Origin of the sequence: Actinoalloteichus caeruleus DSM 43889 (assembly GCF_000429185.2) — a bacterium.
Taxonomy (GTDB): Bacteria; Actinomycetota; Actinomycetes; order Mycobacteriales; family Pseudonocardiaceae; genus Actinoalloteichus_B; species Actinoalloteichus_B caeruleus.
In genome coordinates, this window is sequence record NZ_AUBJ02000001.1 from 2596334 (window position 1) to 2620979 (window position 24646).

Consider the following 24646-nt stretch of genomic DNA (forward strand, 5'->3'; position numbering starts at 1 on the left):
TCAGACGCCGGCCGGTTCGCGGACGTCGAGGACCTGCCGCAGGAACGTCGCCGTGTGGCTGTCGGGGTTCACGGCCACCTCCTCCGGGGTGCCCTGCGCCACCACCGTGCCACCACCGGAACCCCCTTCGGGCCCCATGTCGACGATCCAGTCCGAGGTCTTGATGACGTCGAGGTTGTGCTCGATGACGATCACCGTGTTCCCCTTGTCGACCAGTCCATTGACCACCCCGAGGAGCTTGCGGATGTCCTCGAAGTGCAGACCGGTCGTCGGTTCGTCGAGCACGTAGACGGTTCGCCCGGTCGACCGCTTCTGGAGCTCGCTCGCCAGCTTGACGCGCTGCGCCTCACCGCCGGAGAGGGTGGGGGCCGGCTGGCCCAGCCGCACGTAGCCGAGCCCCACGTCGACAAGGGTGCTCAGGTGCCGGTGGATCGCCTTGATGGGTTCGAAGAAGTCGGCGGCCTCCTCGATGGGCATGTCGAGGACCTCGGCGATGGTCCTGCCCTTGTAGTGCACCTCCAGCGTCTCCCGGTTGTACCGGGCGCCCCGGCAGACCTCGCAGGGCACGTAGACGTCGGGCAGGAAGTTCATCTCGATCTTGATCGTGCCGTCACCGGCGCACGCCTCGCAGCGGCCGCCCTTCACGTTGAACGAGAAGCGGCCCGGCTGGTAGCCCCGGACCTTCGCCTCGGTGGTGGCGGCGAACAGCTTCCGGATGTGGTCGAAGACGCCGGTGTAGGTGGCCGGGTTGGACCTCGGCGTCCGCCCGATCGGGGACTGGTCGACCTGGACCAGCTTGTCGACCTGGTCGAGCCCGTTGACGCGGGTGTGCCGCCCCGGAACCATCCGGGCGCCGTTGAGGCGGTTGGCCAGCACCCTCGCGAGGATGTCGTTCACCAGGGTGGACTTGCCCGATCCGGACACCCCGGTGACCGACACCAGCGCCCCGAGGGGGAACGAGACGTCGATCCCCCGCAGGTTGTGCTCCCTGGCGCCGACCACGGTCAACTTCCGCCGCCGGTCGATCCGGCGCCGCTCGGTCGGCACCGCGATGGTGTGCCGACCGGCCAGGTAGTCACCCGTGAGGGAGGCGGTGTTCTCCAGCAGCTCCTCGTACCTGCCGGAGTGCACCACCCGGCCGCCGCGCTCCCCGGCCCCGGGCCCGACGTCCACGACCCAGTCGGCGTTGCGGATGGTGTCCTCGTCGTGCTCCACCACGATCAGCGTGTTGCCGAGGTCCCGCAGCCGGGTCAGCGTGTCGATCAGGCGGTGGTTGTCCCGCTGGTGCAGGCCGATGGAGGGCTCGTCCAGGACGTAGAGCACCCCGACCAACCCCGAACCGATCTGGGTGGCCAGCCGGATACGCTGCGCCTCCCCGCCGGAGAGGGTGCCGGCGGCCCGGTCGAGTGAGAGGTAGTCCAAGCCGACGTCGAGCAGGAAGCCGAGGCGGGCCGCGATCTCCTTGAGCACCCGACCCGCGATCATCTCCTCCCGGGGCCCGAGGGTGAGCCCGGCGAGGAAACGGGTGGACTCGGCCACGCTCAGGGCGCACACCTCGGCGATCGACTTCTCGCCGAACTCCGCGTTGTCGAGGGTCACGGCGAGGATCTCGGGCTTGAGCCTCGACCCCTTGCACGCGGGGCAGGGCACCTCCCGCATGTAGCCCTCGTACTTCTCCCTGGCCGCGTCCGACTCGGTCTGCTCCAGTCGACGCTCCAGGAACGGGATCACGCCCTCGAAGGCCGCGTAGTAGGACCGTTGCCTGCCGTACCGGTTGCGGTAGCGCACGTGGACCTGCTCGTCCACGCCGTGCAACACCGCCTTCTGGACCTTGGCCGGCAACCGCCGCCACGGGACGTCCATCCGGAAGCCGACGGTCTCCGAGAGCGACTCGAGCAGGCGGGTGAAGTACTCGGCGCTCTGCCCGGTGGACCAGGGGGCGATCGCGCCGTCGACCAGCGACCGCTCCTCGTCGGGGACCACCAGTTCCGGGTCGACCTCCTTGCGGACGCCGATGCCGGTGCACGTCGGGCAGGCCCCGTAGGGCGCGTTGAAGGAGAAGGAACGGGGTTCGAGGTCATCCACGGCAAGGGCGTGCCCGTTGGGGCAGGCCATCCGCTCCGAGAACCGGCGCTCCCGGTCCGGGTCGTGCGCCGGGCGGTCGACGAAGTCCAGCACCACGAGCCCGTCGGCCAGGCGCAGGGCGGTCTCCACCGAGTCGGTGAGCCGCTGCTTCGCGGTGGGCTTCACCGACAGCCGGTCGATGACGACCTCGATGTCGTGCTTCTCCTGCTTCTTCAACGTCGGTGGGTCGGTCAGCGAGTGCACGACCCCGTCGACGCGGACCCGGGAGTAACCCTGGGTGGGCAGCTCCGCGAACAGGTCGACGTACTCGCCCTTGCGGCCCCGGACGACGGGCGCGAGCACCTGGAACCGGGTGCCCTCCTCCAGGTCGAGCACCTGGTCCACGATCTGCTGCGGCGTCTGCCGGCTGATCGTCGCACCGCAGGTCGGGCAGTGCGGCTTGCCGGCGCGCGCGTAGAGCAGCCGGAGGTAGTCGTAGACCTCGGTGATGGTGCCGACCGTGGAACGGGGGTTCCGGCTCGTGGACTTCTGGTCGATGGACACCGCGGGGGAGAGGCCCTCGATGAAGTCCACGTCCGGCTTGTCCATCTGCCCCAGGAACTGGCGGGCGTAGGCGGACAGTGACTCCACGTAGCGCCGCTGGCCCTCGGCGAAGATCGTGTCGAAGGCCAGGCTGGACTTGCCCGAGCCGGACAACCCGGTGAACACGATGAGGCTGTCCCTCGGCAGGTCGAGGTCGACGCCCTTCAGATTGTGCTCGCGAGCGCCGCGGACGACGAGGCGATCGGCCACGCTGTGGTCCCTTCACCTGATGATGGATGTGAGAACCGCCGGCCGTCCTCGAGAACGGGTACGGCGATGTCCTGAGTTCGTGTCGTCTGCCCGTGTCCCTCGGCATCGTCGAGCACGATCGGCCCGGCGGCCCCGACCGCGTCGCTGGGCGACCGGTCCGGCCTGGCTGGACCCAGGCAGGGGGCAGACCCACCCATGCTAGGCGCGGCCACCGACAGAACCCGCCGGAGCGAGCCCGACCCCCGCGGCCCACCTCGGGCAGCGGTCACACATGGTGATCACGTCGGACCCCACCGAGGCGTCGCCCGCCGGCGTCGACCCCGGCCAGCCGGGCCCCCTCGTCGGACGATACTCCTGCTGGCGTCCACCACGCCGCGAGACGACGGTCACGGTCCGTCACCCAACTGGGCGATCTACCCCCTGTTCGTGTGAGGCCACGCCCCCCGCGGCGGGTCTAGGCTGGTCCCCACAAGCGGGCACCAACCCCGGTAGGGGGCGAGATGAACGCATCCTCCTCGGCTCCGGCCGCCGGCTACTGGACGGTGACGGCGGCGCAGACGGGCGACGACCAGGCCAGCGCCGCCCGCCGCGCGGCGGCGGGTCGGGCGTTGTTGGCCGAAGCGGACCGCGCCCTGCTGCGCACCGTCATGGACCTCGACGACGCGGCGGTGGCCGGTCCCAGTCGGGTTCCGGGGTGGACGAGGGCACACGTGCTCACGCACCTGTCCCGGCAGGCGGACGCCGCCTCCAACCTCCTGCTCTGGGCCAGGACCGGCGTCGAGCACACCCCCTACCCGAGCCTGGACGACCGCGACGCCGACATCGTCGAGGGGGCCGACCGCTCCTGGCGGCTCCTGGTCGAGGATGTCCTGGCCTCCAGCCAGCGGTTCGCCCACGCGGTGGCGAACCTGCCCCCGGAGGCGTGGGCGGTGCGGCTCACCGATGACGACGACCAGCCGCGCCCCGCCGAGGAGGTGCCCTGGCTGCGGTTGTGCGAGGTGTGGATCCACCTCGTCGACCTCGACTCGGGCCTGGACTTCCCGGACGTCCCCGAGGCGACGTCGGTCGCGCTGGTGGAACACGTGATGCGCCGCCTCACCCACCACCGGGACACGGAACCGCTGGTCGTCGTGGCCGGGCTGCCGGACGGCTCCCGGCACCGCTGGCACGTCCCGGGCCGGGAGGACCTGCCCGCGCAGGAGGTCTGGGGGCCCCTGCCCGAGATGCTCGCCTGGCTGGCGGGCCGGTCGGAGGGCCGAGGCCTCACCGGGCGGCTGCCGGCGCTGCCCTCCTGGTTCTGAGCGCTCACGCCCACCTGCCCGGCCCCCGCTCGCGCTGGCACGAGGAGCGGTGGTCCGCGCTGCGCGGCCATCGGCGACGTCGCGCCCTCGTCCCGGTGCGCTCCCCCCCCCTCGGAACCCCGACGCTCGGGACCCGCTCCGCCTGGCGCCCTGCCCGAGAACGATCACGGCGGGTCAGGGCCGGCGGGCACCCGCGGTGCGTCGGGGAGGCCCGTGCGGCCGAGGGATCACACCGGGTCCAGGCGGGCCCTGAGCAGGCAGAACTCGTTGCCCTCCGGATCGGCCAGGACATGCCACGGCTCCTCGCCGGTCTGGCCGACATCAGCCGGACGGGCACCGAGCCCCAGCAGCCGTTCGAGCTCGGCGTCCTGGTCGCGGTCGGTGGCGTTGACGTCGATGTGCAGCCGGGCCTTCCCCGGCTCCGGCTCGTCCCGGCGGCTGAGGATGATCGTCGGCTGCGGACCGCCGAAACCCTCGCGCGGCCCGATCTCCACCATGTCGCCGTCCTCGCGGTCGAGCACGACGAAGTCCAGGACCTCGCACCAGAACCGCGCCAGCAGCTCGGGATCGCGGCAACCGAGGACGATCTCGCTGATACGACACGCCATGGCGGGACCTGCTCTCGAGACGGGGGGCGGAGGGGCCGCGTTGGGTGCGTGGCTCCCCGAGGCGGGATGATCTCGCGCCGACCGTAACAACTCGACCCGGCGCCGGCGAGAGGATTTCGAGCCCCTTCCCGGTCACAGCGCCGGCCCGGGCCGCGACGTCCCAGGGCACGACCCGAGCCGGCCTGGCCGGTGTGAGCCGTCCTCGACCACGCCCGGGCCCTGGTCGACGCGGCACTCCTCGCGGCCGCGGTCGGCGGGTCGGCCGGGATCAGCCCCGGTCCGACCCCGGGCCAGCCGGTCGCTGCCCCACCGACTCCGCCCGCCCCGCGCCCTCGTCGGCCCGTCGCGACCCAGCTCCGTCCCGCTGGGTGACGGCGGATTCCACCAGGTCGTCAACCGACCGGGTGGGCTCACCCCGCCCCGGTCGCTCGTGCTCGCCACCGAGCCCGTTGCCCGGGTGGTCCGTTCGGGAGCCCTCGGCCTCGGCGCGCCCGCCGGACGCGGGGGCCTCCGCCGCCGGCACCGGGGCGGGACCGGAGGAACCCCGCCAGGAGCGCAGCAGTTCGGGCAACCGGCGGGTCAGCCAGCGGTGCGCGGGACGTTCCACGAGCTTGGTCAGGAGCCAACCCAGCAGGATGGCCTGGGCCACCACCGCGGCCAGCCGCACCCAGGAGCTGGTGACACCGCTGGTCAGCAGCACGCTGGACAGCAGGTAGCCGACCTCCTGGTTGAGCAGGTAGACGCCGAAGGAGATGCCGCCGATCCAGCGGATGGGCCTGGCGAAGGTCATCAGGACGGGGTTGTCCCAGTCCGGGCCGCCGGCCGCCAGGGAGATCAACACCAGCAGCACACCGAAGGCGACGGTGGACGCCAGGTCCGCCGAGTGCGCCTCGTGGGCGACCAACAGCACGCCCAGCAGCGCCGTCAGGTGCCAGCCACCCAACCGGCGACGGCTCCAGAACCAGATCGCGGCGCCCGCCGCGAACAGGTGCGCCCGGTGGAGGCCGAGACCGTCGAAGAGCAACCGGAACCACTGCGGGCTGTCCGGCGTGTAGAGGAGGCGCAACCCGAGGGGGACGAGCACGACGGCCCAGATGAGGGCCGGCGCGTGCCAGGTGTTCCACCGCCCCCGGGGCCAGAGGAGCGCCGCGGCGGTGAAGGCCATCAGCTGCACGGGCAGCGTCCAGTAGGCGCCGTCGACGTAGTGCACCGACGGCAGCCACGACTGGAGGAGCAGCAGGTTGCCGGCCACGTCCCACGGCGTGGGGACGTACCAGTCGGCCGGCGCGAGCGCGGCGAAGGCCGCCCAGGTGAACAGCACCGCGACCACGTAGGCCGGCAACAGCCGGGCGACCCGGTTCCACCACCACCGCGGGGTGTTGCCCCTGCGCACCGTCTCGCAGACGAAGAACGCCGAGATCGTCAGCAGCGTGGCCGCGCCGATCTGCAACGAGAACCGGAAGGGCGGGTCGCCCAACTCCGGGTGGTTGATGGTGACCTGGTGGGTCGCGTGTTGGAACACCACCGCGAGCACGGCGATGACCCGCAGCACATCCCAACTGATGCGGCGCGGCGACCTGGTCGTCTTCACTCCGGTGTACTGCACGGGCCCCCTGGGGTCGGGGCGGCCGACGGGCACGGGTGGCGCCCCGGCTGCCGTGGAACGGAACGGATGCGGCGACGGGCTGTGACGGTCACCGCTCACACCGAGTTAACGGTACGGACCGAGGATGATCCTTTCCAGGAAGACAGCCGGGCATGTGCGGCGTCTCTCGGTGCGCCGGCCACGCGCTGTGACCGATCCCGCGACGTGGCCGCGCCGCCAGCCGGGAATACGCCGGTGGCTAGGCTTGGCTTCGTGGAGCGCTCAGAGGACTACACGGGTCACGTCGAACCGGGGGGCGCCGAGTCCGTGCGCACCCTCGCCGCCCTGGTCATCACCAAGGTGTCGGTGGGCCCGATGGACAACAACGCCTACCTGCTCCGGTGCCGGGAGAGCGGTGACGCCGTCCTGATCGACGCGGCCGACGACCCGGAGCGGCTCTCCGACCTCATCGGCCACGACGACGACCGGGCACGGCTGCGCACCATCGTCACCACCCACCGGCACCGCGACCACTGGCGGGCGCTGGGAGCGGTGGCCGGGGCCTACGGCGTCGACACCGCCGTGCACCCGGAGGACGCCGCTGACCTGCCGGTGCCGCCCGACGTCCTGTTGGAGCACGGGGACACCCTGCCCGTCGGCCGGTGTGAGCTGGAGGTCATCCACCTCCGAGGCCACACGCCCGGATCGATCGCCCTGCTCTACCGCGACCCCGAGGGGCACCCGCACCTGTTCACCGGCGACTCCCTCTTCCCGGGCGGGGTCGGCAAGACGCAGTCGCCCGCCGACTTCCGGTCCCTGATCACCGACGTCGAACAGCGGATCTTCGACGTACTGCCGGACGACACCTGGGTGTACCCGGGGCACGGGGACGACACCACCCTCGGCGCGGAACGCCCCAAACTCGGGGAGTGGAGGGAACGGGGCTGGTGAGTCCGGCCCGCCTCCTGCCAGCCCGGTAGCGGGCCGCGTGGCCCACTCGTCCCCCGACCGAATTCGGGACGTCCGAACCGGATCACGAGGTGCGTCGTCGGGGTCACCGGCCGACCGAGCTCCACGAGCGCGGTCCTCGGCGCGGGTTCCGCCGCTCCGCGCGCGACGGGGATGACGGCCGCGAGACCGGGTACTCCCCGGCCATGACGTCTGATGCGCCGAGGAGGCCACGACCCGCCGCGACGGTGACGCCGTGCGTGGACGGGCCGTTGCTGCTCAGGGGTGACTACGAGTTGCTCACCCCCGAGGGGGAACGGATCGAACCCGGCAGGCGGACCGTGGCGTTGTGCCGGTGTGGGCGGTCGGCGATCAAGCCGTTCTGCGACGGCACCCACGACTCGACCCGGTTCCGCGCCTCGGGGGACCGCGAACGGCCGCCGGGTCGGTGACCGGCGGCCGCGCCCGCCGCGTGCTCGACCCCAACTCCCCCTGACGGGCCAGCGGCCCGCCGTCTGACGGGTTCGTGCCCGGGGCGGGCGCGGCGCGCTGGTCACGGTTCTGGCCACCGGCTGGGTGGGGCCGCGAACGGCGCGGCCGGGAGCCTGGCGCGCTCCACGGGCCGGGCGCCTCGTGCGCCCCGTCAGCCGGGAAGGGGCGCGTCCCGGCCGTGGCCTCCCGGTCCGCCGCTGGGCGAGCGGCTCACCACGGGATCTGCTGGTCAGCCAGCGGTCGCTCCGCCGGGCGCCCCGGTGCGGGCCCGGGGTCAGGGGTGAACGGCGACCGGTGCGGACGGACCCACACCCGAGGCCGAGCGCAGCGTCGAGACGCCCTGCCGCCACCGGCTGAGGGCGAACTCGCCGAACTCCGCCTCCAGCCGCAGGTAACAGGCGGCGCCGAAGAGGGTGTCCCCAGCGGCGTCCGGCCGGGCGAGAGCATGGCTCCCGCACAGGTCGTTCGCCGCGACCTGCTCGTGCACGGCGTCCGCCTCCACGTGCTCGTCGAAGTACTCGACCGCCTCCGGCGAGCCGCCCAGCCTGCGCAGGCCGCCCCCGATCCGGCGGTTCGGCAGGGTCGAGGTCATCTCGAACGCGGCGAGGTGGCCGAGGGTGGCGCCGAGCCAGCGCCGGTGGAGGCCGAACAGGTGCATCAGGTTGCTCGCCGCGAGCATCACGGCGGGCGCCTCGTCGACGTAGGCGCCGTAGGCGTCGGACAGGCCCAGTTCACGCATCGTGACCCTGAACAGCTCGGCGTGGATCCGCTCGGGGTGCCCCCCGCCGTACTCGTCCGCCTGGATCTCCACCAGGGCACCCTTGGTGCGGCCGTCCAGGCGCGGCAGGGCCCAACTGTGCGGGTCCGCCTCCTTCAGGTGGTAGACCGACCGGTGGATGAGGAACTCGCGGAACTGCTCGAGGGTGGCCTCCCGCTGGAGGAAGCTGGCCAGCGGTGGGCCGTCGGAGTCGGCGATCAGCTGGCGGAGGGCGGCGGGGACGTCCCTGGGGGCGGGGGCTCCGAGAAGGGGGCGAAGGGGAGCAGGGCGGTTTCCCAGTCCCGTTCGACTCCCGCGCGCCACCCCAGCAGTGCGGGGTTCCACTCCCATCCGTCGTCCACGTCCTCGAAGCCCCGGTAGTGGAGCTCGTAGCAGACCCACAACGCGAGCTGGAGGTCGTCGTCGTGCCACGGTTCGTCGGTGGCGGCGCCCCGTGGGGGAAGGGAGACCCGCTCGGCGGGGGACTGGCGCAGAACCTCGATGACCGCGGCGCTCAGTGGTCCCCTGGCTGGGGGAAGGCGCATGTCTCCTCCTGGCGTTCCCGGGCGTCCCCTCGCTCGCTCCCACGCGCGGCGGGAACGGGGAGGGGCGCGTCGTCGTCGAACGGGCCCTTCCGCCGCTCGGGGTACCCGGGCGGCGGCGCCCCAACCCGACCCGGGACGGGATGACCCGGGCTGGTGCGGGTCTGCCCTTCCTGGCTGGCGCGGTTGAGGCGGGAGGGCTCGGGTATCCCACACCCGGCCAGCAGCGCAAGGGCGGTCGAGCGGCGTGGTCGCCCCCGAGGAGGTCGTCGCGATGAGAGCGGTTCAGTACACGGAGATCGGTGCTCCCCCGGTGGTGGTCGACGTCCCGACGCCCGAGCCCGGGCCCGGGGAGGTGCTGCTGCGGGTCACCGCCGCCGGCGTGTGCCATTCGGACATCACCGTCATGGACTGGTCGGCCAGCGAGTACCCCTACCCGCTCCCGTTGACCCTGGGCCATGAGGGCGCCGGGGTGGTGGCGGCGGTCGGACCGGGCGTGGAGTGGGTGACCGAAGGCGAGTCCTGCGTGGTGTACGGCCCGTGGGGGTGCGGCACCTGCCGGAAGTGCACGGTCGGGAAGGAGAACTACTGCCTGCGCGCGGACCGGTTGGGCATCCGACCTCCTGGTCTCGGCGCGCCCGGCGCGCTGGCCGAGTACCTGTTGGTGGACGATCCCCGGCACCTGGTCCCGATCGGGGACCTCGATCCGGTGCGCGCGGTGCCGCTGACCGATGCCGGCCTCACCCCGTACCACGCCATCGCGCGGTCGGCGTCGAAGCTGGTGCCCGGGAGCACGGCGGTGGTGATCGGGGCCGGTGGTCTGGGGCACCTGGGCATCCAGATCCTGCGCGCCACGACGTCCGCGCGGGTGGTGGCGCTCGACGTCAGTGAGGAGAAGATGGCACTCGCCCGCGAGGTGGGGGCGCACGTGGTCTTCCCTTCCGACCAGCGGGCGCCGGAGGCGGTGCGCGAACTGACCGGGGGCGGCGCCGACGTGGTGCTCGACTTCGTCGGTCTGCCCGCGACCGCCGCGATCGCCGCCGCCTGCGCCGGCGTGGAGAGCGACGTGGTGCTCGTCGGTGTGGAGGGCGGGTCCGTGGAGGTGGGGTTCGGGACCCTGCCGTTCGAGACGACGGTCACCGCGCCGTACTGGGGCAGTCGGGGGGAGCTGCTGGAGGTGCTGGACCTCGCGCGGTCGGGTCAGGTTGAGGCCGAGGTCGAACGGTACGGGTTGGAGGAGGCGCCGGCCGTGTACGAGCGGCTGCGGGCTCGGCGCATCCGGGGTCGAGGGGTGATCGTGCCGGGTGGGTGACGTGGCCGGGCCGGCGTCGGGGTCCGTTGGTGGGTGGTCACCGCTGGTCGAGTGCGTGGTGCACCCAGACGTTCGGCTCGACGTAAACGGCGTGGTCGGCGTCGACGTCGACCACGACCGGGACCAGCGCTCCGGGCACCTCCACGGGGCCGCTGCTGGTCAGGGGGAGGTCCGTCCACTCACGCCACTGCTCGAGGCTGCCGGCGATGGTCATGGAGGCGGGGCAGGGGCGGAGCAGACGACCCCCGGCCCTGGCGTGCACCCGCAGCCACGGGTCGGCGGGCAGGCCGTCGTCCCGGGTTTCCCGTGCGTACTCGCCCATCGGCTGCCGGGGCCGCTGGTGCTTGTGGGTGGGCCGGACGGGCGCGACTAGGTCGCCGAACCGCAGCCGCCGGCAGTTGTCGGCGAGCAGCGCCAGGACGCGCGCGGCGAGGCCCCTGCCCTGGAGGTCGATCCGCACGGAGATCTCCAGGGCGCTGACCGCGTTCGGGGTGATCCCCTCGCGGTCCTGGAGGAACGCCGTGGTGAGCACCCAGTCCCAGCCGCCGGGGCCGAGTTCGTCCGGGTCGCGGTCCGACCAGTGGAACGGCACGCTGTGGACCTTGGCCACCACCTCGTCACCGTCGAGCACGACGAGCTGGAACTCCGGGAACCGGTCCACGGCCAGGTCGAGCAGCGCGGTGACGGGGTCGTGGTCGATGAAGGCGGGCCAGCCACTGTCGAGTTCCCACAACTCGTTCTCGAGGTCGGGGCGCTCCACCATGGTCACCGTGCGCAGGTCCATCCCGCGAGGATGCGGAGCCGGGCACCCTCCTGTCCAGCGAATTGTCGGCCGCGGTGCCGCGCGGTCGCCTTCCGGTGGGGATGACCGCCGGGACGATCGCGCGGACACGGCCGTTTCGTTCCGCCGGTCGTCGTGGTCGCCCGTGGGTCGGCTGGGCCGTGCCCCCACCGGTCGGCCTCAGGTGGTTCCCGGTCGCGGGTCCGTCCGCCACGCCTCGGGGTGGCCGCCGGTCGGGGACGCGCGGTGGCGGCGCTGCCGGAGTTCCGTCACCGCGAGGACCAGTGCGGCCAGGACGAAGGCGACCGCGCACAGCATCGCCACGGACAGCGCGACCGGCCATCCGCCCCGCGCCGTGCCCACGGCGCCGTGCAGGGCGGCCGAGAGCACCGCCGTCCCGATGGCCGTGCCGATGCGCTGCCCGGTCTGGAGCACTCCCCCGGCAACCCCGGCGAGGGTGCCGGGGACGCATTCGAGGGTGAGCGTGGTGTTGGGTGAGATCACCGCACCTCCCCCGATGCCGGCCACCAGCAGGGGACCCGCCATCGCCAGGGCCAGGTGGTCGGTGGGGGCGAGCGGGGCGATCAGGGCGACGGCGCCGAGGCCGAGCGCGACCAGGACCAGGCCCGTCACGGTGAGGCGGCGCCCCCAGGTGGGCACGAGTCGGCCCGCCACCACGGCGGTCACGGCCGAGCCGAGGGCGAAGGGGGTGACGGCGAGCCCCGACTCCAGCGCCGAGTAGCCGAGGCCGGTCTGGAAGAAGACCGCCAGCACCAGCCAGATGCCGCTGAAGCCGCAGAAGTACACGGTGGCCAGGGCGACGCCGGTGGCGTAGCCGGGGGTTCCGGTGAACAGCCGGAGGTCCAGCAGCGGGAGCCGGCCGGCGGCGGCGACCCGCCGCTCCCACCGGAGGAAGAGCAGGAGGGCGAGAGCCGAGACGGCGAAGAGCCACCAGAGGCGGGCCAGGCCGCCGTCCTCGGCCTGGACCAGCGGCAGGAGGAACGTGAACACCGCGACGCCGAGCAGCGCGGCGCCGACGAGGTCGAGCCGCCGTCCCACCGCGCCGCGGCCGGTGTGCCTCGGCAGCAGGCGCAGCGCGGCCACCAGCGTGAGCAGGGCGATGGGCACGTTGACGTAGAACACCCAGCGCCATCCGGTGTCGGCGCCGAAGAGACCGATGATGACCCCGCCGAGGACAGGTCCCACCGCGGTGGAGATCCCCACGGTCGCCCCGAACATCCCGAAGGCCCGACCGCGTTCCGGTCCCCGGAAGAGGTCCTGGATGAGGCCCGTGTTCTGCGGGGTCAGCAGTCCGGCGGCGGCTCCCTGGAGGAGTCGGGCCGCGACGAGCACGGCGATGTGGTGCGCCGCGCCCGCGAGGGCGCTCGTGACCGCGAAGGCGCTGATGGCGATGAGGAACATCCGCCGGCGTCCGACGGCGTCGCCGAGCCGGCCGCCCGCGACGAGGGTGAGGCCGAAGGTGAGGGCGTACCCGGAGACGACCCACTGGACGTCGGCCGGGGAGGCCGCCAACCCCCGTTGGATGGAGGGCAGGGCGACGTTGACGATGCTGACGTCGAGCAGCCCCATGAAGCCCGCGCCGAGGGTGATGCCCAGTGCTCGCCAGCGTCGGGGGTCGGGCTCGTCGGTGCCGCCGGTGCGGCTCGGCTCTGGTCGCACCCTTCGGAACTACCCCGGCCGGGGACGCACCTACCCCGGGGCCGGTCGGCCCCGCCCTGCCGTGGTGCGCTCCGATCCCGGAGCAGCGGGCGCGGGGAGGCCGGTGGCCGGTGGGCGGGGCGAGACGGGGCGCCGTCCGGCCCCGGCCCCGCCGTGCGGCTCGGTCGGCCCCGCCAGCCCCCCAGTCGCACCGCGGGCGGGCGTCCACTGGACCGTTCGGACGATCGGGTGAGCAGAACGCACGACGGCGGACGGCCCAGCGCCGAGCGGTGTCGTCGACGACCGACGAACCCGAGATCTTGTAGGTTTCTCACAAACATGCTGACATCGCCAGTCGAGCATTGATCGCCCCAGAAGGCCGGGGTACGCTTTCGTTGCTTCCGGGAGCATTTCGAGGAATAACGGCGGAAAAGAACGCGGAATAGTGCGCGAACGCCGTTCCACACGTCAGTCACATTACTCGCAACCCAGATCCAAGTTGTTTCACTGGGGAGGATCAGTGGTGTCCGAGAATACGACGAACCGTCGAAGATTCCTGGGGGCGGCCGGTCTCGCGGCCGTCGCCACGGCCGGACTGGCGCTCGTCCCCGCCACCGCGATCGCCGTGGACCGGGGTGCCGCCGCCACGGCGGACCCGTCCACCGGCGAACCCCTCGACGCCGGGGTCGACTGCGACAGGGAGTACCAGCCGTGACGACTTTCGTGAGCCGCTCGGGCTGGGGTGCCCGGGCCTGGACGAACAGATCCACCAACATCACCCCGCAGAACGGCGGCGTGGCCGTGCACTACGTCGGTGCCGGCTCGGTGGCCAGGCAGGACCACGCCGACTGCGCCGCCCAGGTGCGCGGTATCCAGAACCAGCACATGGACGGGAACGGGTGGGCCGACATCGCCTACACGTACCTGGTGTGCGTGCACGACCACGTTTTCACGGGTCGGGGGACGAACACCCGCACCGCCGCCAACGGATCGAATTCGGGAAACCAGGACTGGTACGCGGTCTGCGCGTTGATCGGTTCCTCGGACTCGGTTCCCACGGCACTCGTGAATGGGATCAGGTCGGCGATCGAGACGCTGCGGGCGACCGGGAACGCGGCGAACGGCATCACCGGCCACCGGGACCACGTCGCGACGTCGTGCCCGGGCGAGATCCTCTACGGAATGGTCGGCGACGGTTCGCTCGACCCGGGCGGAGGCGGCGGTGGGCCGGGCAACCCGCCGGGCTGGCCCGGGGTGTACTTCAGGTATCCGCCGATCACCCGACACGCCAGCGTGTCCACCTGGCAGGGGCGGATGAGCGAACGCGGGTGGTCGATCACGGTGGACGGGGCCTACGGCCAGGCGTCCAAGGACGTCTGCCTCGCCTTCCAGCGGGAGAAGGGGTTGACCGCCGACGGCGTCGTCGGTCCCGCGACCTGGAACGCGGCGTGGACCGCGCCGCTCTGATCGCCAGCGGCCCCCCGAGGGGGTGAGCCGACGGTCCCGGCCCGGGCACCACCAGCCACTCAGCCTTTCGGGTGACATCAGCCGGTCGCTCTCGCCGGGCACGGGCGGAACGGGGTATCGATCACGTGGCGCGTCCCGCGCGGGGCGCGTCACGACCACGTTCCGTCAACAGGGACTCCCCGCCGTCGCCACGCGGGAGCACCGGAAGGGCGTTCGATGCCGAAACCGCCACTGCCCCAGCACCTCGTCGACTTCCTCGAGAAACCGCAACCGGCCGTGATGGCCACCGTGCGCCCGGAGGGTGGCCCCGTCTCGGTGGCCACCTGGTACCTGTGGGAGAAGGGCCGGGTGTTGCTCAACATGGACGCCGGCCGCAGTAGGCTGCGCCACCTCCGCGCCGATCCGGCGGTCTCGCTCACCGTGCTCGACAGCGAGAGCTGGTACCGGCACGTCAGCCTGCGTGGCCGCGTCGTCGAGCTGGTGGACGACCCGACCCTGGCCGACATCGACCGGCTCTCCCGGCACTACGGCGGGGACGCCTATCCGGTTCGGGACCGGGCGCGGGTCAGCGCGTGGATGGAGATCGACCACTGGCACGCGTGGAACGTCGAGTGAGGGACGATGTCCCGGGCCTCCTCCCGCTGTCACACGCCGTGAACGAACTCGGCAGGTAATCCCCGGTCGGGTGTTCGCGATCGGGGGATTTCACCGATAGGTTCCCTGAGGTGACTTCCGACAACGGCGCATGGCAATTACCGGGGCACCTCGCCACGGGAGTGGAGGCGCCGACCCCGGCGGCCCCGGTCGACATGGACGAGGCGGAGGAGTTCCTGCGCCTCTTCCACGGGGAGAACCCCGACGCCGGTCCCGTCGAACCCCGGATCCGGTGGGTGCGGACGGAGATCGAACTCACCGGCTCCTACCACCACACCTCGGCGGAACTGGCGTTCGGCGCCCGCGTCGCCTGGCGCAACAGCGCCCGCTGCATCGGGCGGCTGTACTGGCGCAGCCTCCGCGTTCGGGACATGCGTTCGGTCCACCGGGCGGCGGACATCGCCGAGCAGTGCGTACGCCACCTCCACACCGCCTACAACGGCGGGCGGCTCCGGCCCGTCATGACGGTCTTCGCGCCCGACCGCCCGGACTCGCCCGCGCCGCTCATCTGGAACGAGCAGCTCGTGCGGTACGCGGGGTACCGGCTCTCCGACGGCTCCGTGCTGGGAGATCCCCGGTACGTGGACTTCACCACCTCGTTGATCGAACGCGGGTGGCGCCCACCGGAGCCGAAGGGCCCGTTCGACGTGCTCCCACTGCTGGTGGAGACCCCCGGGGAGGGGCCGGTGCTCGCGCCCGTCCCCCGGGACGCGGTGGCGGAGGTACCGCTGAGCCACCCCGAGCTGCCCTGGTTCGCCGAACTCGGACTGCGGTGGCACGCCGTCCCCGCGATCAGCAACATGCGGATGTCGATCGGAGGCGTCTCCTACCCCACCGCACCGTTCAACGGCTGGTACATGGGCACCGAGATCGGGGCCCGCAACCTCGCCGACCACGACCGCTACGACGTGCTCCCCGAGGTGGCCGAGCGGTTGGGCCTGGACACCGGCGGTGAGCGGACGCTGTGGCGCGACCGCGCGCTGGTCGAGGTCAACCGGGCCGTCCTCCACTCGTTCGAGCGGCACGGCGTCACGATCACCGACCACCACACCGAGTCCCGCCGCTTCCTCAAGCACGTGGAGAAGGAGGAGAAGGCGGGACGCCGATGCCCCGCCGACTGGAGCTGGATCGTGCCCCCCATGTCGGGCGCGCTCACCCCGGTCTTCCACCGCTACTACGACACCGACCACCTGCGACCGGAGTTCGTGGTCGACGACGCGGCCTCGGAGCGTGGGCTGCGGGGCACCGGACCCGGGTGCCCGGTGACCGGCCAGCGGTCCGCCGAGGACGGGGTGGCCCCGCCCCTGCTGTGGCAGTACCTGGGCTCCCGCCCACCCAGCGTGGCCGAGGCGCCCTGAGCAGCCCTGAGCCGCCCCGGCGGGGCGGTCGGACGGCGTTCCCGGCCGGCCGCCCTCATTCCGCTGTCAGGCACGTCCGACGAGCAGGTCCCGCACGATCTCCCGCAGCGTCGCCGGCGGTCGCGGCAGCAGGCCAGCGAGGTGCGGGGAGACGACGCCGAGCGCCTGGGAGGGCAGCAGGGCCAGCAGCCGCGCCAGCGCCTGCGCCGGGCCCGGCGGCAGCTCCTCCTCGGCCAGCAGCGCGAGGACGTCCGCCACCTCGCCGTGGCGGTGCGCCACTTTCCGCCCGGCGACGGCACCGATCTCGGTGGCGACGTCGTCCATGGTGAACGCGGACGCGCCGGTGAGTTCCCCGACGACCCGGTGCTCCGGGCACTGGGCGGCCACCACGACGGCCGCCTCCGCGTAGTCCCGGCGGCTTCCTGCCGCCAGTCGCCCGGCCCTCGCCGGCGTGACCAGTTCGCCCGTCACCGAGGCCCGCCGGATGAGCGGTGCCAGCACGTCGGCCGCGATCCCGAGCCGAAGGACCGTGTGGGCCAGTGGGCTGGCGTCGAGGCGTTCCTCCACGGCCGCGTGGAAACGCAGCGGCGACAGCGGCGCACCGGCCACGCTCAGGTAGACCACGTGGCGGACCCCGGCCGCGAGGGCCGCGTCCACCACGGCCGTCAGGACGCCGGCGCCGCCGTCGTCGTCCGACGTCTCCCCGGCCGGGGGCACCAGGAGCACGGTGTCGGCTCCCTCCAGCTCCCGGGCGGAAGCCCGTTCCGGGGCCAGCGCGGCGGAGGCCGCGTCGTACCGGTCGCGGTCGAGAGCCAGGTCCACGGCGGTGGCGAGCCGCCCTGGCGCGGCGACGAGTTGGATCACGGGTCCTCCCCAGGGGTTCGCCGGTGCCCCGGCGCGGGTGCCGTCCTGGCGTCCGGGCGAGGTCGCGGGCGGGCGAGCCGGCCCGCTGGCGGGCTCGGTGTCAGCCGGTGGGTCCCTCGCCGTCGGCGGTGCCCTCGCGCCCGCCACCGCGCCGCCCGAACCAGCGTTCGAGCAGGGTCATCAGCAGCGGCAGAGCGCTGAGCACCACCATCAGCCGGACCAGGTGCATGCCGGCGACCACCGAACTGTCGCCGCCGAGGCTGGTCACCGTGGCCACCAGCTCGCCGACGCCGCCCGGCACCATACCGAACATCGAGACGAGGATGTCCACCCCGAACACCACGTTGAGCAGCAGACCGAGCCCGACCCCGACCCCGATGATGACCAGGACGGCAACGAGACCGGGCACGAGGACGGTGCGGAACACCGAGAACACGTCCTTGCCCAGCTGTGAACCGACCGTGGTACCGATGACGACCTGGGCGGCGATCTCGATGCCCCGGGGGATCTGCGCGGGTTCCCCGGTGAGGGTGTGGAAGGCCGCCGCTCCGATGATGGCGCCGATGAGCGGCCACAGCGGGATGCGCAGCAGCTTGGCCAGGCCGGCGCCGGCCGCGCCGCAGACCACGAGCGCGAGCACGGTCATGAGGGCACTCCCAGGACGAGGATGAGCAGCGGCAGCACGCCGAGCACGACGATCAACACCCGGACGAGGTGGATGGCGACGACGACCCCCACCTTCGCCCCGACCTCCTGCGCGGCGGCCACCATCTCGCCGAACCCGCCGGGGGCGCAGGCGAACAGGGCTGTCCGGACGTCGAGGCCGAAGCCCCGCGACAGCAGCAGGGCGAGCCCGACGTCCACGAGGAGGAGGACGAGGACCCCGATGGCCGCCGGTAGCAGGACGCCCAGCAGCGCGCTCAGGCTCTCCGCGTCGACCCGCGCGCCGACCACGCAGCCGAGCAGCACCAGCCCGACCACCCGGACCGACCGCGTGACCTGCCTGCCCGGCCATCGCGCGTTCACCATGGCGCTGCCGAGCACCGCGCCGAACAGCGCGCCCGCCGGGACGTTCAACAACACGAGCAGGGCCGCGCCGGCGGCTCCACCCACCAGGAACCGCGCGGACTCCGCGAGCCTGCGTGCCCTTCCCCGACCGCCGGTGCCGTCGGCACCCGTGTCCTCGTCCGCCCCGGCCACCCCGGCACCACCCCTTCGAGTTGGAGGCCGGCCCCAGCGCCGACCGATGGTTAGTCAGCCGAAAGAGTGTCACGGCAATCACCTGGCATCCGGGGTGAGGGCGGTGAGATGGCACACCCCGAAACGCAGGGTCACCGGTCGCGCGCCCACCGCTGACCAGCGCATCCGGAGTGTCCGAATTGCTACCCTCGAGGAGGCGGTCGCTCCGGCGGGCCGCCGGGCGGCGACAGCCATGAAGGAGTTCACGTGACCGACCCGGATCTGGCATCCGTGGCCAGCGCGGTGGCTCACCGGGCCACGGGTGGGCTGACGGACGGCGGCCAGAGTGCCGTGACCGCCCTGGCCCGGCTGGTCAGGGCTCGCTTCGGCGACGACGACCGGGCGACCGGGTCGTTGGACGCGGCGGCCGCCGATCCCGAGGACGAGGGGCGGATCGCGGACCTCGCTTCCGCGCTCGCCAGGACGGTCGCCGCCGATCCCGGGTTCGACGCGATGCTGCGGGAACTGTGGTCCCAGGCCCAGGAGGAAGGAACCGCCTCGCCCGGCGGCGGGGCCGCCAGGCCGCCCACCGGCTGAGGAGCCCGGAGGCCGGCGCGCGGCGCGGGGGCCAGTGGCCCGGCGGACGGACACCGAGCGTGCTCGTCCCCGGGCTGGCGGTGAGCGGGCCGGCGCTCGAGCGTAGGCTGCTGCCCTCTCGGGGCGACCGGCGGACCGCCCGGCAGCCGTCGCGCGAACGACCGCCCGTTCGGGGGATGCCGGGGTACCGGGTCCTTCCCCCACAGGCGGGAATGTCGGTGACGAGCTGGTATCGAGCCGGCGACGCGCGGGGTGGAGCCGCTACGGTTCGTCCTGATCACATCCGCGTCCGCCGCCCGCCGGGAGCGTGCCCGAGCACCGGGCGCGGTGCTCGACGGGAGCGTGGCCGGCGCCGTCCACGACATCCCAGTGGGACGACCCCGTGGTGGGGTCGTGGAGGAAGTCGGAGGAGGACAGCATGGTCACCGCGCGTTGGGATCTCACCGACGGTGATCCACCAGAGGTGTGGATCTGGGTCGAGGACGAACACGGCGTGCCCGACGAGGCGCCCAGCAGGGTGCAGTGGATCACGCAGTCGGCGCAGTGGGGCTCCCAGGAGGGCTCCACGCGCTGAACGCGGGCCACGGGGGAGGCGAACGCGGGAGGCCGCCGGGGTTCACGCCTCCCGGCGACAGGGCTCGTCTCGGGCGAGTCCCACCACCGCACCGCGAGGGGCGGTGGCAGCCGGTTCCGGCACCCCGCCCGGTCAGCTCGCGGAGATGACGACGTCGGGTGCCTCGCCGCGCTGGATCTCGGAGGTGACGTCGGCCAACTGGGCGGGGCCGATCTCCGCACCGGCGACACGGCGCCACACCTCCCGGACCGCCTGCTCGACCTCCAGGGCGTCCCGTCCCCGGTACCTGGCCGAGAGCCCGGCCAACTCGGTGCGCAACCGGAGGCGCACCACCAGAGCGCTGTCGGTGGCGACCCTCGGCGCGGCGTGTGGATCCAGCGTGACTCTCATCTGAACCTCACACCCCTTGTCTCATGGGCACATCTGGTGTCGAACAAACAGTACATCACTACATCTAGTGCACGACGGTCTGGTTCGCCAGCCGTGCGCCGCTCCGACCACCCGATGGGCGGACCGCCTCGCACGGTGGCCACCGCGCCGCCCACCGTGGAACTCCTCCCATCATGGCCCGACCCCTGGGCGCGCACCAGCACGCGAACATGACCAACAGGTGACACCTCGGGTACCGCACGTGACGAGGCGGGTCACCGATCCGCCTGACGAGAACCCCCACCGGCACCGTGCCGCCCGCACCGCCCGGCCCAGTGCGCGCTCAACCGGACGAGCAAATTAAGGTAGCCTCACCTAAGACCGACGCTCCGCGTCACAGCGTGAGGACGATCATGCCGACCGACCTGGCTGGACCCGTGCGAGGGCTGCTCGACGCCTGCGCACCGCTCACCTTCGCCCCGCTGCCCGCGTTCGGGAGCGCGCCGACTCCCGGCCCGGACGATGCCCCGGAGCCCGCGCGCCGCTGGTTCAGCGCGGAGGAGTTCGCGGCGGGCGAGGTCCGCGCGGTCTTCGACGCGCTGCGCGCGGACGGGAACCTCCCCCCGCAGGTGCAGCCGGCGGCGATGCGGTACATGCGGTCCCTGTTCCGCGAACTCGTGTTCGTGGTCTCGGCGGGGGTGTACCTGACCGGGCGGGCCGTCGAACTCCGGCCGGACGGGGTGTGGTTCCCGGTCCTCGCCGACGGGGCGACGGGGACCCCCCTGGTGGCCGCGCCACGGGTGGCGGTGCTGCCCGGCGGTGCGCCGGCCGGCCACCCGGACGTCGCGGCCGTCGTGCCCGACGAGGACGCGCTCGACCGGTTCGCCGCCGCCGGGCTCGTCGCCACCTGCGGCCCGGTGATCGAGGACCTGGCCAGGCACACCCGGGTCGGCGTCCGCACCCTGTGGGGTTACGTGATCGACTGCCTGCACTTCTACATGCTCAACCCGGCCCGCCGGCTGGGCAGGGACATGACGGGGGCGTGGGCACGGGCCAGCCGGCTCGCCGCCGCCGTGATCGAGGCGGGAGCGCCCCGCCGCGCCATGCCCAGGATGATCGACTTCCCCCCGACCGTGTGCGAGGGGCTCTGGGCGGTCCGTGGCACCTGCTGCTTCGACTACAAGGCCGACGCCGACCACGGCTACTGCGTGACCTGCCCCCTCGAACGTGACGAGCTCCGCCGACCGAGGCTGGCCGTCGCCTTCGGCTCCTGATCGGGCGAATCGCCGGCAGGGGCTCCCGCGCCCGTGCGCCGTCACGACATCCCACCGCGCTTCCCGCTCCACCTCAGCCCCTCGGCCCGTCCGCACCCGCCGACGGCGCGGGGCCGTTCACCACACCGACCACCGGAGGTCCTCCCGTGCCCACGACACGCACCGCTCCCCCGTTCGCGCCCCACCGGATCCGGCCGAGAACGGCGTGGGGGCAGCTGTCCCGCCGGAGGTTCCTCGGCGGTGTCGGGGCCGCCGGCCTGGTGTGGGGGGTGAGCGCCTGCGGGGCCTCCTCGTCCCCGGCCGAGGGCGACGACGGCGCCGGGGGCACCCGTCGGGTCGACCACCCGCTCGGGAGCACCGACATACCGCTCTCGCCCCAACGGGTGATCACCCTGGACACGGTGACGGCCCTGCAGGTCGCGCTCGAGCACGACGCGCCCCTCGTGGCCTCCGCCACCCTCGACGGGGACGTCGCCGTCCCCGAGTACCTGCCCGGCGGCGACCGGGACTTCGAGCACCTGGGCTTCAACCAGGTGAACCTGGAGGTCATCTCCCAGCTCCGGCCCGACCTCGTGATCGGCAACATCGCGTCCCTTGAGGAGCACTACGCGACCCTCTCCGAGCTGACGGCCGTCGTCGCCTACGAGAACTCGCGGGACGGCGTGGAGTGGCGGCGGAGCTGCCGCGCGGTCGCGGACCTGCTCGGGCACGCCGAGGCCCAGGAGGAGAGGGTGCGCGAGTACGAGGACCGCGCCGCCCGGGTCGCCCTCGACCACGCCGACGTGCTCGGGACGACGAGGATCGCGCTGCTGCGCTTCACCACGGACGAACTGCGCATCGTCACCGACTCGGTGATCTTCTCGTCCCAGGTGTTGACCGACTGCGGCGTCCGCAGGACCGAGTCGAGCACCGGGGCGGAGGGGGAGACCTACACGTCGGTCTCCCTGGAACAGGTCTCCCGGCTGGACGACGCGGACGCCATCATCTACTTCGGTGGCGGCGGGGCGTTCGAGGGCGGCCAGGTCAGCACGACCTTCACCACCTACACGGAGAGCACCCTGTGGGAACGGCTGCCGGCGGTGCGCGCCGGCAACGTCTTCGAGGTGCCGCGGACGACCTGGTGGGACGGCGCCAGCACCTCGGCCGCCCACCGGGTCATCGACGACCTGGTGGACGTGCTCGAGCGCCTCGCCTGAGGCGCGGCCGGTGCCCCGGCCGGCCGAGCTGGACCGGCTCGCCGCCGGGTGGGGCGGCCCGGTCAGCGCCGGCCGCCCCGCCGCCCCTCCCGCCGCCACCGCCAGGCCAGCAGCCAGGTCAGGTAGACGCCGCCGAGCGCGCCGGTCGCCAGTCCGACCGGGAGTTCGACGGGCGCGAAGACCCAGCGGACCGCCAGGTCGCCGCCCGTCAGCAGCAACGCCCCGACCAGCCCCGCCGTCAGCACCGAGGGCCCGGAGGACCGCGTGACCAGCCGGGCCAGGTGCGGAGCGGCGAGCGCGACGAAGGCCACCGGCCCGGCGACCGCCACGGCGGTCGCGGCGAGCACCACGGCCACCGCCAACAGCGCGCGCCGGGTCGCCTCCACCGGGACCCCCAGCCCCTTGCTCGCGTCGTCGCCCATCTCGACCAGGCTCATCCGCCGCGACAGCGCGGCCGCCACCGGGACGAGCAGCACGGCCGCGACCGCGACGATGGCCACCTGGTCCCAGGTGCGGCCGTTGAGGCTCCCGGTGAGCCACACGGCGGCGCGGTGGGCGTCGTCGAGCTCGGCCCGGATGAGCAGGTAGGAGTTGACGGAGGCCAGGATCGCGGCCACCCCGATGCCCACGAGGACGATCCGGGCACCGCTCGCCCCACCCCGGTGGGCGAGCAGGTACACCGTGAGGGCCGTCGTCACGCCACCGAGCACCGCGCCACCGGCGACGGCGAGCGCGGTGCCACCGACGAGCGTGATGTGCAGGATCCCCCCGGTCGCCGCTCCCGTGGTGAAGCCCAGCACGTCCGGGCTGCCCAGCGGGTTGCGGGTGAGGGACTGCACCACGGCCCCGCTGACTCCGAGCGCGAGGCCCACCAGCACGGCCGCCAGCACCCGGGGCAGCCGCAAGGTCAGGATGACGAACTCCGCGCCCGCCGGTCCCGGCGCGCCTCCCAGCACACGCACCACCTCGGCCAGGCCGTAGCCGGCCTCGCCGTAGCCGAGCGAGGCGAGCGCCGCGAGGACCACCGCACCGGCCAGCACGGCACCGACCAGCACGTTCCGTGCGACCACCCGTACGGCGAACCGCCCGCTCGGACTGGCCAGCACCGTTCCGGTCAGGTCGGGTCGGTCGGCACGGCGGGAGGCCGAGGCGGCCGGGGTCCTGGTGCTCACAGGCGGGGCATCCTCCGGTGTCGGACCAGCGCGATGAAGAAGGGCGCGCCCACGACGGTCACCACGAGGCCGACCTGGAGCTCGCCGTGCGGCAGCACCACCCGTCCCAGCACGTCGGCGACGAGCACCAGGGCGGCGCCCAGCAGGCCGGCTCCCGGCAGTGACCACCGGTGGTCACTGCCGAGGAGCGATCGGGCGATGTGCGGCACGACCAACCCCACGAAGGCGATCGGTCCGGCGGCGGCCGTCGCGGCCCCGCTGAGCAGCAGCACGGCCAGGGCGACGACGGCCCGGGTGGCCCCCGCCCTGGAGCCGAGTGCCCGGCTGACGTCGTCGCCGAGGACCAGGGTGTTGAGCGGCGACGCCACCGCGAGCGCGAGGACGAGCCCCACGAGCAGGAACGGGATCATCGTGCGGACGACCGCCGGGTCCCGGCCGGCGAGGTCACCGACCGCCCAGAACCGGAACTCGTCGAAGGCGTCGGGCCGCAGCAGGACCAGGGACTGGGTGGCGGCGGTGAGGGCGGCGCCGATCGCGGTGCCCGCCAGCGCGAGCCGGACCGGACTGGCTCCGGCGGTGCCGATGGCGTAGACGAGGACGGCGGTCACCCCCGCCCCCAGGAAGGCGAACCACACGTAGGAGGAGTAGTCGCGCAGCCCGAGCAGCACGACGGCGCCGGCGACCCCTGCGGCCGCGCCAGCGTTGACGCCGAGGATGCCGGGATCGGCCAGCGGGTTGCGGGTGAGCGACTGCATCAACGCGCCCGCGATCCCCAGGGCGGCGCCGACGGACGCGGCGAGCAGGGTCCGGGGTACGCGGAGTTCGTGGACGATCACCCTGGCCCGCCCGCCGTCGTCGACGAACAACGCCAGGAACACCTCGCGGGCGGCGAGCGCCTCCGACCCGACGGCGAGGCTGGCCAACACGGCGAGGAGCACCACGGCGGTCGGGATCACGACCGCTCGCGACCACGAGCGGCGGGCACGGCTCCGGGGCGTCGCCGGGTTCCTCGACACCGTCACCGCCGTCCCGGCCCTGTCCGCCGGTGTTCCGCGCCGCGCACCCGATCCTCCCGTCCGC

General features: G+C 73.3%; 25 protein-coding genes. 12 read left to right on the top strand and 13 right to left on the bottom strand.

The annotated features are described in order from the left end of the window. Positions 1 to 2877, bottom strand: coding sequence for an excinuclease ABC subunit UvrA (gene uvrA / locus G443_RS09390; RefSeq protein WP_026418441.1), 2877 nt, complete (start codon positions 2875 to 2877; stop codon positions 1 to 3). 500 nt (positions 2878 to 3377) lie between these two features. On the opposite strand from uvrA, the gene G443_RS09395 reads away from it, so the two are divergent. Next, positions 3378 to 4178: a maleylpyruvate isomerase family mycothiol-dependent enzyme gene (locus G443_RS09395; RefSeq protein ID WP_051313826.1), complete on the top strand. Its 801-nt coding sequence runs from the start codon at positions 3378 to 3380 to the stop codon at positions 4176 to 4178. 227 nt (positions 4179 to 4405) lie between these two features. On the opposite strand, the gene G443_RS09400 is transcribed toward G443_RS09395, so the two are convergent. Continuing rightward, entirely contained in the window at positions 4406 to 4786 is a 381-nt protein-coding gene (locus tag G443_RS09400; RefSeq protein WP_026418440.1) for a VOC family protein, read from the bottom strand. A gap of 268 nt (positions 4787 to 5054) precedes the next feature. Then, positions 5055 to 6377 carry an acyltransferase family protein gene (locus tag G443_RS09405; protein ID WP_245588752.1) on the bottom strand — a complete coding sequence of 441 codons (1323 nt, stop codon included), beginning with the start codon at positions 6375 to 6377 and terminating at the stop codon, positions 5055 to 5057. Between the two features lie 267 nt (positions 6378 to 6644). Here G443_RS09405 and G443_RS09410 point away from each other — a divergent pair, with 267 nt between their 5' ends. Both G443_RS09410 and G443_RS09415 read left to right on the top strand, forming a co-directional pair. Next, a complete protein-coding gene (locus tag G443_RS09410; protein WP_026418439.1) occupies positions 6645 to 7322 on the top strand; it encodes an MBL fold metallo-hydrolase in 678 nt (225 codons plus the stop codon). A gap of 203 nt (positions 7323 to 7525) precedes the next feature. Continuing rightward, entirely contained in the window at positions 7526 to 7771 is a 246-nt protein-coding gene (locus G443_RS09415) for a CDGSH iron-sulfur domain-containing protein (RefSeq protein WP_030106531.1), read from the top strand. A 314-nt stretch (positions 7772 to 8085) separates the two neighbouring features. Here G443_RS09415 and G443_RS09420 read toward each other — a convergent pair whose 3' ends face one another. After that, a complete protein-coding gene (locus G443_RS09420; protein WP_253860197.1) occupies positions 8086 to 8892 on the bottom strand; it encodes an iron-containing redox enzyme family protein in 807 nt (268 codons plus the stop codon). Next, complete coding sequence (locus G443_RS09425) at positions 8787 to 9113, bottom strand: hypothetical protein (protein WP_253860198.1); 327 nt, start codon at positions 9111 to 9113, stop codon at positions 8787 to 8789. Before G443_RS09425 ends, G443_RS09420 begins: the two co-directional genes overlap by 106 nt. Positions 9114 to 9384: 271 nt before the next feature. On the opposite strand from G443_RS09425, the gene G443_RS09430 reads away from it, so the two are divergent. Then, positions 9385 to 10422, top strand: a complete 1038-nt coding sequence (locus G443_RS09430) for an NAD(P)-dependent alcohol dehydrogenase (RefSeq protein WP_026418436.1) — start codon at positions 9385 to 9387, stop codon at positions 10420 to 10422. 37 nt (positions 10423 to 10459) lie between these two features. Here G443_RS09430 and G443_RS09435 read toward each other — a convergent pair whose 3' ends face one another. Beyond that, positions 10460 to 11206 (bottom strand): hypothetical protein, encoded by a 747-nt coding sequence (locus G443_RS09435; RefSeq protein WP_026418435.1) that lies wholly within the window; start codon positions 11204 to 11206, stop codon positions 10460 to 10462. 177 nt (positions 11207 to 11383) lie between these two features. After that, entirely contained in the window at positions 11384 to 12883 is a 1500-nt protein-coding gene (locus G443_RS09440; RefSeq protein ID WP_051313825.1) for an MFS transporter, read from the bottom strand. 502 nt (positions 12884 to 13385) lie between these two features. Between G443_RS09440 and G443_RS09445 the strand changes: the two genes are divergently transcribed. The 4 genes from G443_RS09445 to G443_RS09460 all read left to right on the top strand — a co-directional run bounded on the left by G443_RS09445 (position 13386) and on the right by G443_RS09460 (position 16341). After that, entirely contained in the window at positions 13386 to 13577 is a 192-nt protein-coding gene (locus G443_RS09445) for a twin-arginine translocation signal domain-containing protein (protein WP_155886091.1), read from the top strand. Then, positions 13574 to 14329: a peptidoglycan recognition protein family protein gene (locus G443_RS25435; RefSeq protein WP_026418433.1), complete on the top strand. Its 756-nt coding sequence runs from the start codon at positions 13574 to 13576 to the stop codon at positions 14327 to 14329. The genes G443_RS09445 and G443_RS25435 overlap by 4 nt, the downstream gene beginning before the upstream one ends. 216 nt (positions 14330 to 14545) lie before the next feature. Continuing rightward, entirely contained in the window at positions 14546 to 14944 is a 399-nt protein-coding gene (locus G443_RS09455; RefSeq protein WP_026418432.1) for a PPOX class F420-dependent oxidoreductase, read from the top strand. Positions 14945 to 15138: 194 nt separating this feature from the next. Continuing rightward, the gene (locus G443_RS09460) at positions 15139 to 16341 is read left to right on the top strand and encodes a nitric oxide synthase oxygenase (RefSeq protein ID WP_081715356.1); all 1203 of its coding nucleotides are present in this window, start codon (positions 15139 to 15141) and stop codon (positions 16339 to 16341) included. Positions 16342 to 16407: 66 nt separating this feature from the next. On the opposite strand, the gene G443_RS09465 is transcribed toward G443_RS09460, so the two are convergent. From G443_RS09465 to G443_RS09475, 3 genes are all read right to left on the bottom strand, one after another. After that, entirely contained in the window at positions 16408 to 17205 is a 798-nt protein-coding gene (locus G443_RS09465; protein ID WP_051313824.1) for a Rossmann-fold NAD(P)-binding domain-containing protein, read from the bottom strand. Positions 17206 to 17305: 100 nt separating this feature from the next. After that, entirely contained in the window at positions 17306 to 17851 is a 546-nt protein-coding gene (locus G443_RS09470; RefSeq protein WP_051313823.1) for an AbrB family transcriptional regulator, read from the bottom strand. Continuing rightward, entirely contained in the window at positions 17848 to 18405 is a 558-nt protein-coding gene (locus tag G443_RS09475; RefSeq protein WP_016700496.1) for an AbrB family transcriptional regulator, read from the bottom strand. The genes G443_RS09470 and G443_RS09475 overlap by 4 nt, the downstream gene beginning before the upstream one ends. A gap of 246 nt (positions 18406 to 18651) precedes the next feature. Here G443_RS09475 and G443_RS09480 point away from each other — a divergent pair, with 246 nt between their 5' ends. Further along, positions 18652 to 18981 (top strand): hypothetical protein, encoded by a 330-nt coding sequence (locus G443_RS09480; RefSeq protein ID WP_051313822.1) that lies wholly within the window; start codon positions 18652 to 18654, stop codon positions 18979 to 18981. Between the two features lie 418 nt (positions 18982 to 19399). Then, positions 19400 to 19555, top strand: a complete 156-nt coding sequence (locus G443_RS09485) for a hypothetical protein (RefSeq protein WP_155886090.1) — start codon at positions 19400 to 19402, stop codon at positions 19553 to 19555. 132 nt (positions 19556 to 19687) lie between these two features. Here G443_RS09485 and G443_RS09490 read toward each other — a convergent pair whose 3' ends face one another. Next, on the bottom strand, positions 19688 to 19945 hold the full coding sequence (locus G443_RS09490) for a hypothetical protein (protein ID WP_026418431.1): 258 nt from the start codon (positions 19943 to 19945) through the stop codon (positions 19688 to 19690). 392 nt (positions 19946 to 20337) lie between these two features. Here G443_RS09490 and G443_RS09495 point away from each other — a divergent pair, with 392 nt between their 5' ends. Beyond that, positions 20338 to 21198 (top strand): (2Fe-2S)-binding protein, encoded by an 861-nt coding sequence (locus G443_RS09495; protein WP_026418430.1) that lies wholly within the window; start codon positions 20338 to 20340, stop codon positions 21196 to 21198. A gap of 146 nt (positions 21199 to 21344) precedes the next feature. Beyond that, positions 21345 to 22394, top strand: a complete 1050-nt coding sequence (locus G443_RS09500; protein ID WP_026418429.1) for an ABC transporter substrate-binding protein — start codon at positions 21345 to 21347, stop codon at positions 22392 to 22394. Positions 22395 to 22456: 62 nt separating this feature from the next. On the opposite strand, the gene G443_RS09505 is transcribed toward G443_RS09500, so the two are convergent. Continuing rightward, positions 22457 to 23566 carry a FecCD family ABC transporter permease gene (locus G443_RS09505; protein WP_026418428.1) on the bottom strand — a complete coding sequence of 370 codons (1110 nt, stop codon included), beginning with the start codon at positions 23564 to 23566 and terminating at the stop codon, positions 22457 to 22459. Beyond that, positions 23563 to 24522, bottom strand: a complete 960-nt coding sequence (locus G443_RS09510) for a FecCD family ABC transporter permease (RefSeq protein WP_245588751.1) — start codon at positions 24520 to 24522, stop codon at positions 23563 to 23565. The genes G443_RS09505 and G443_RS09510 overlap by 4 nt, the downstream gene beginning before the upstream one ends. Positions 24523 to 24646 lie beyond the last annotated feature (124 nt).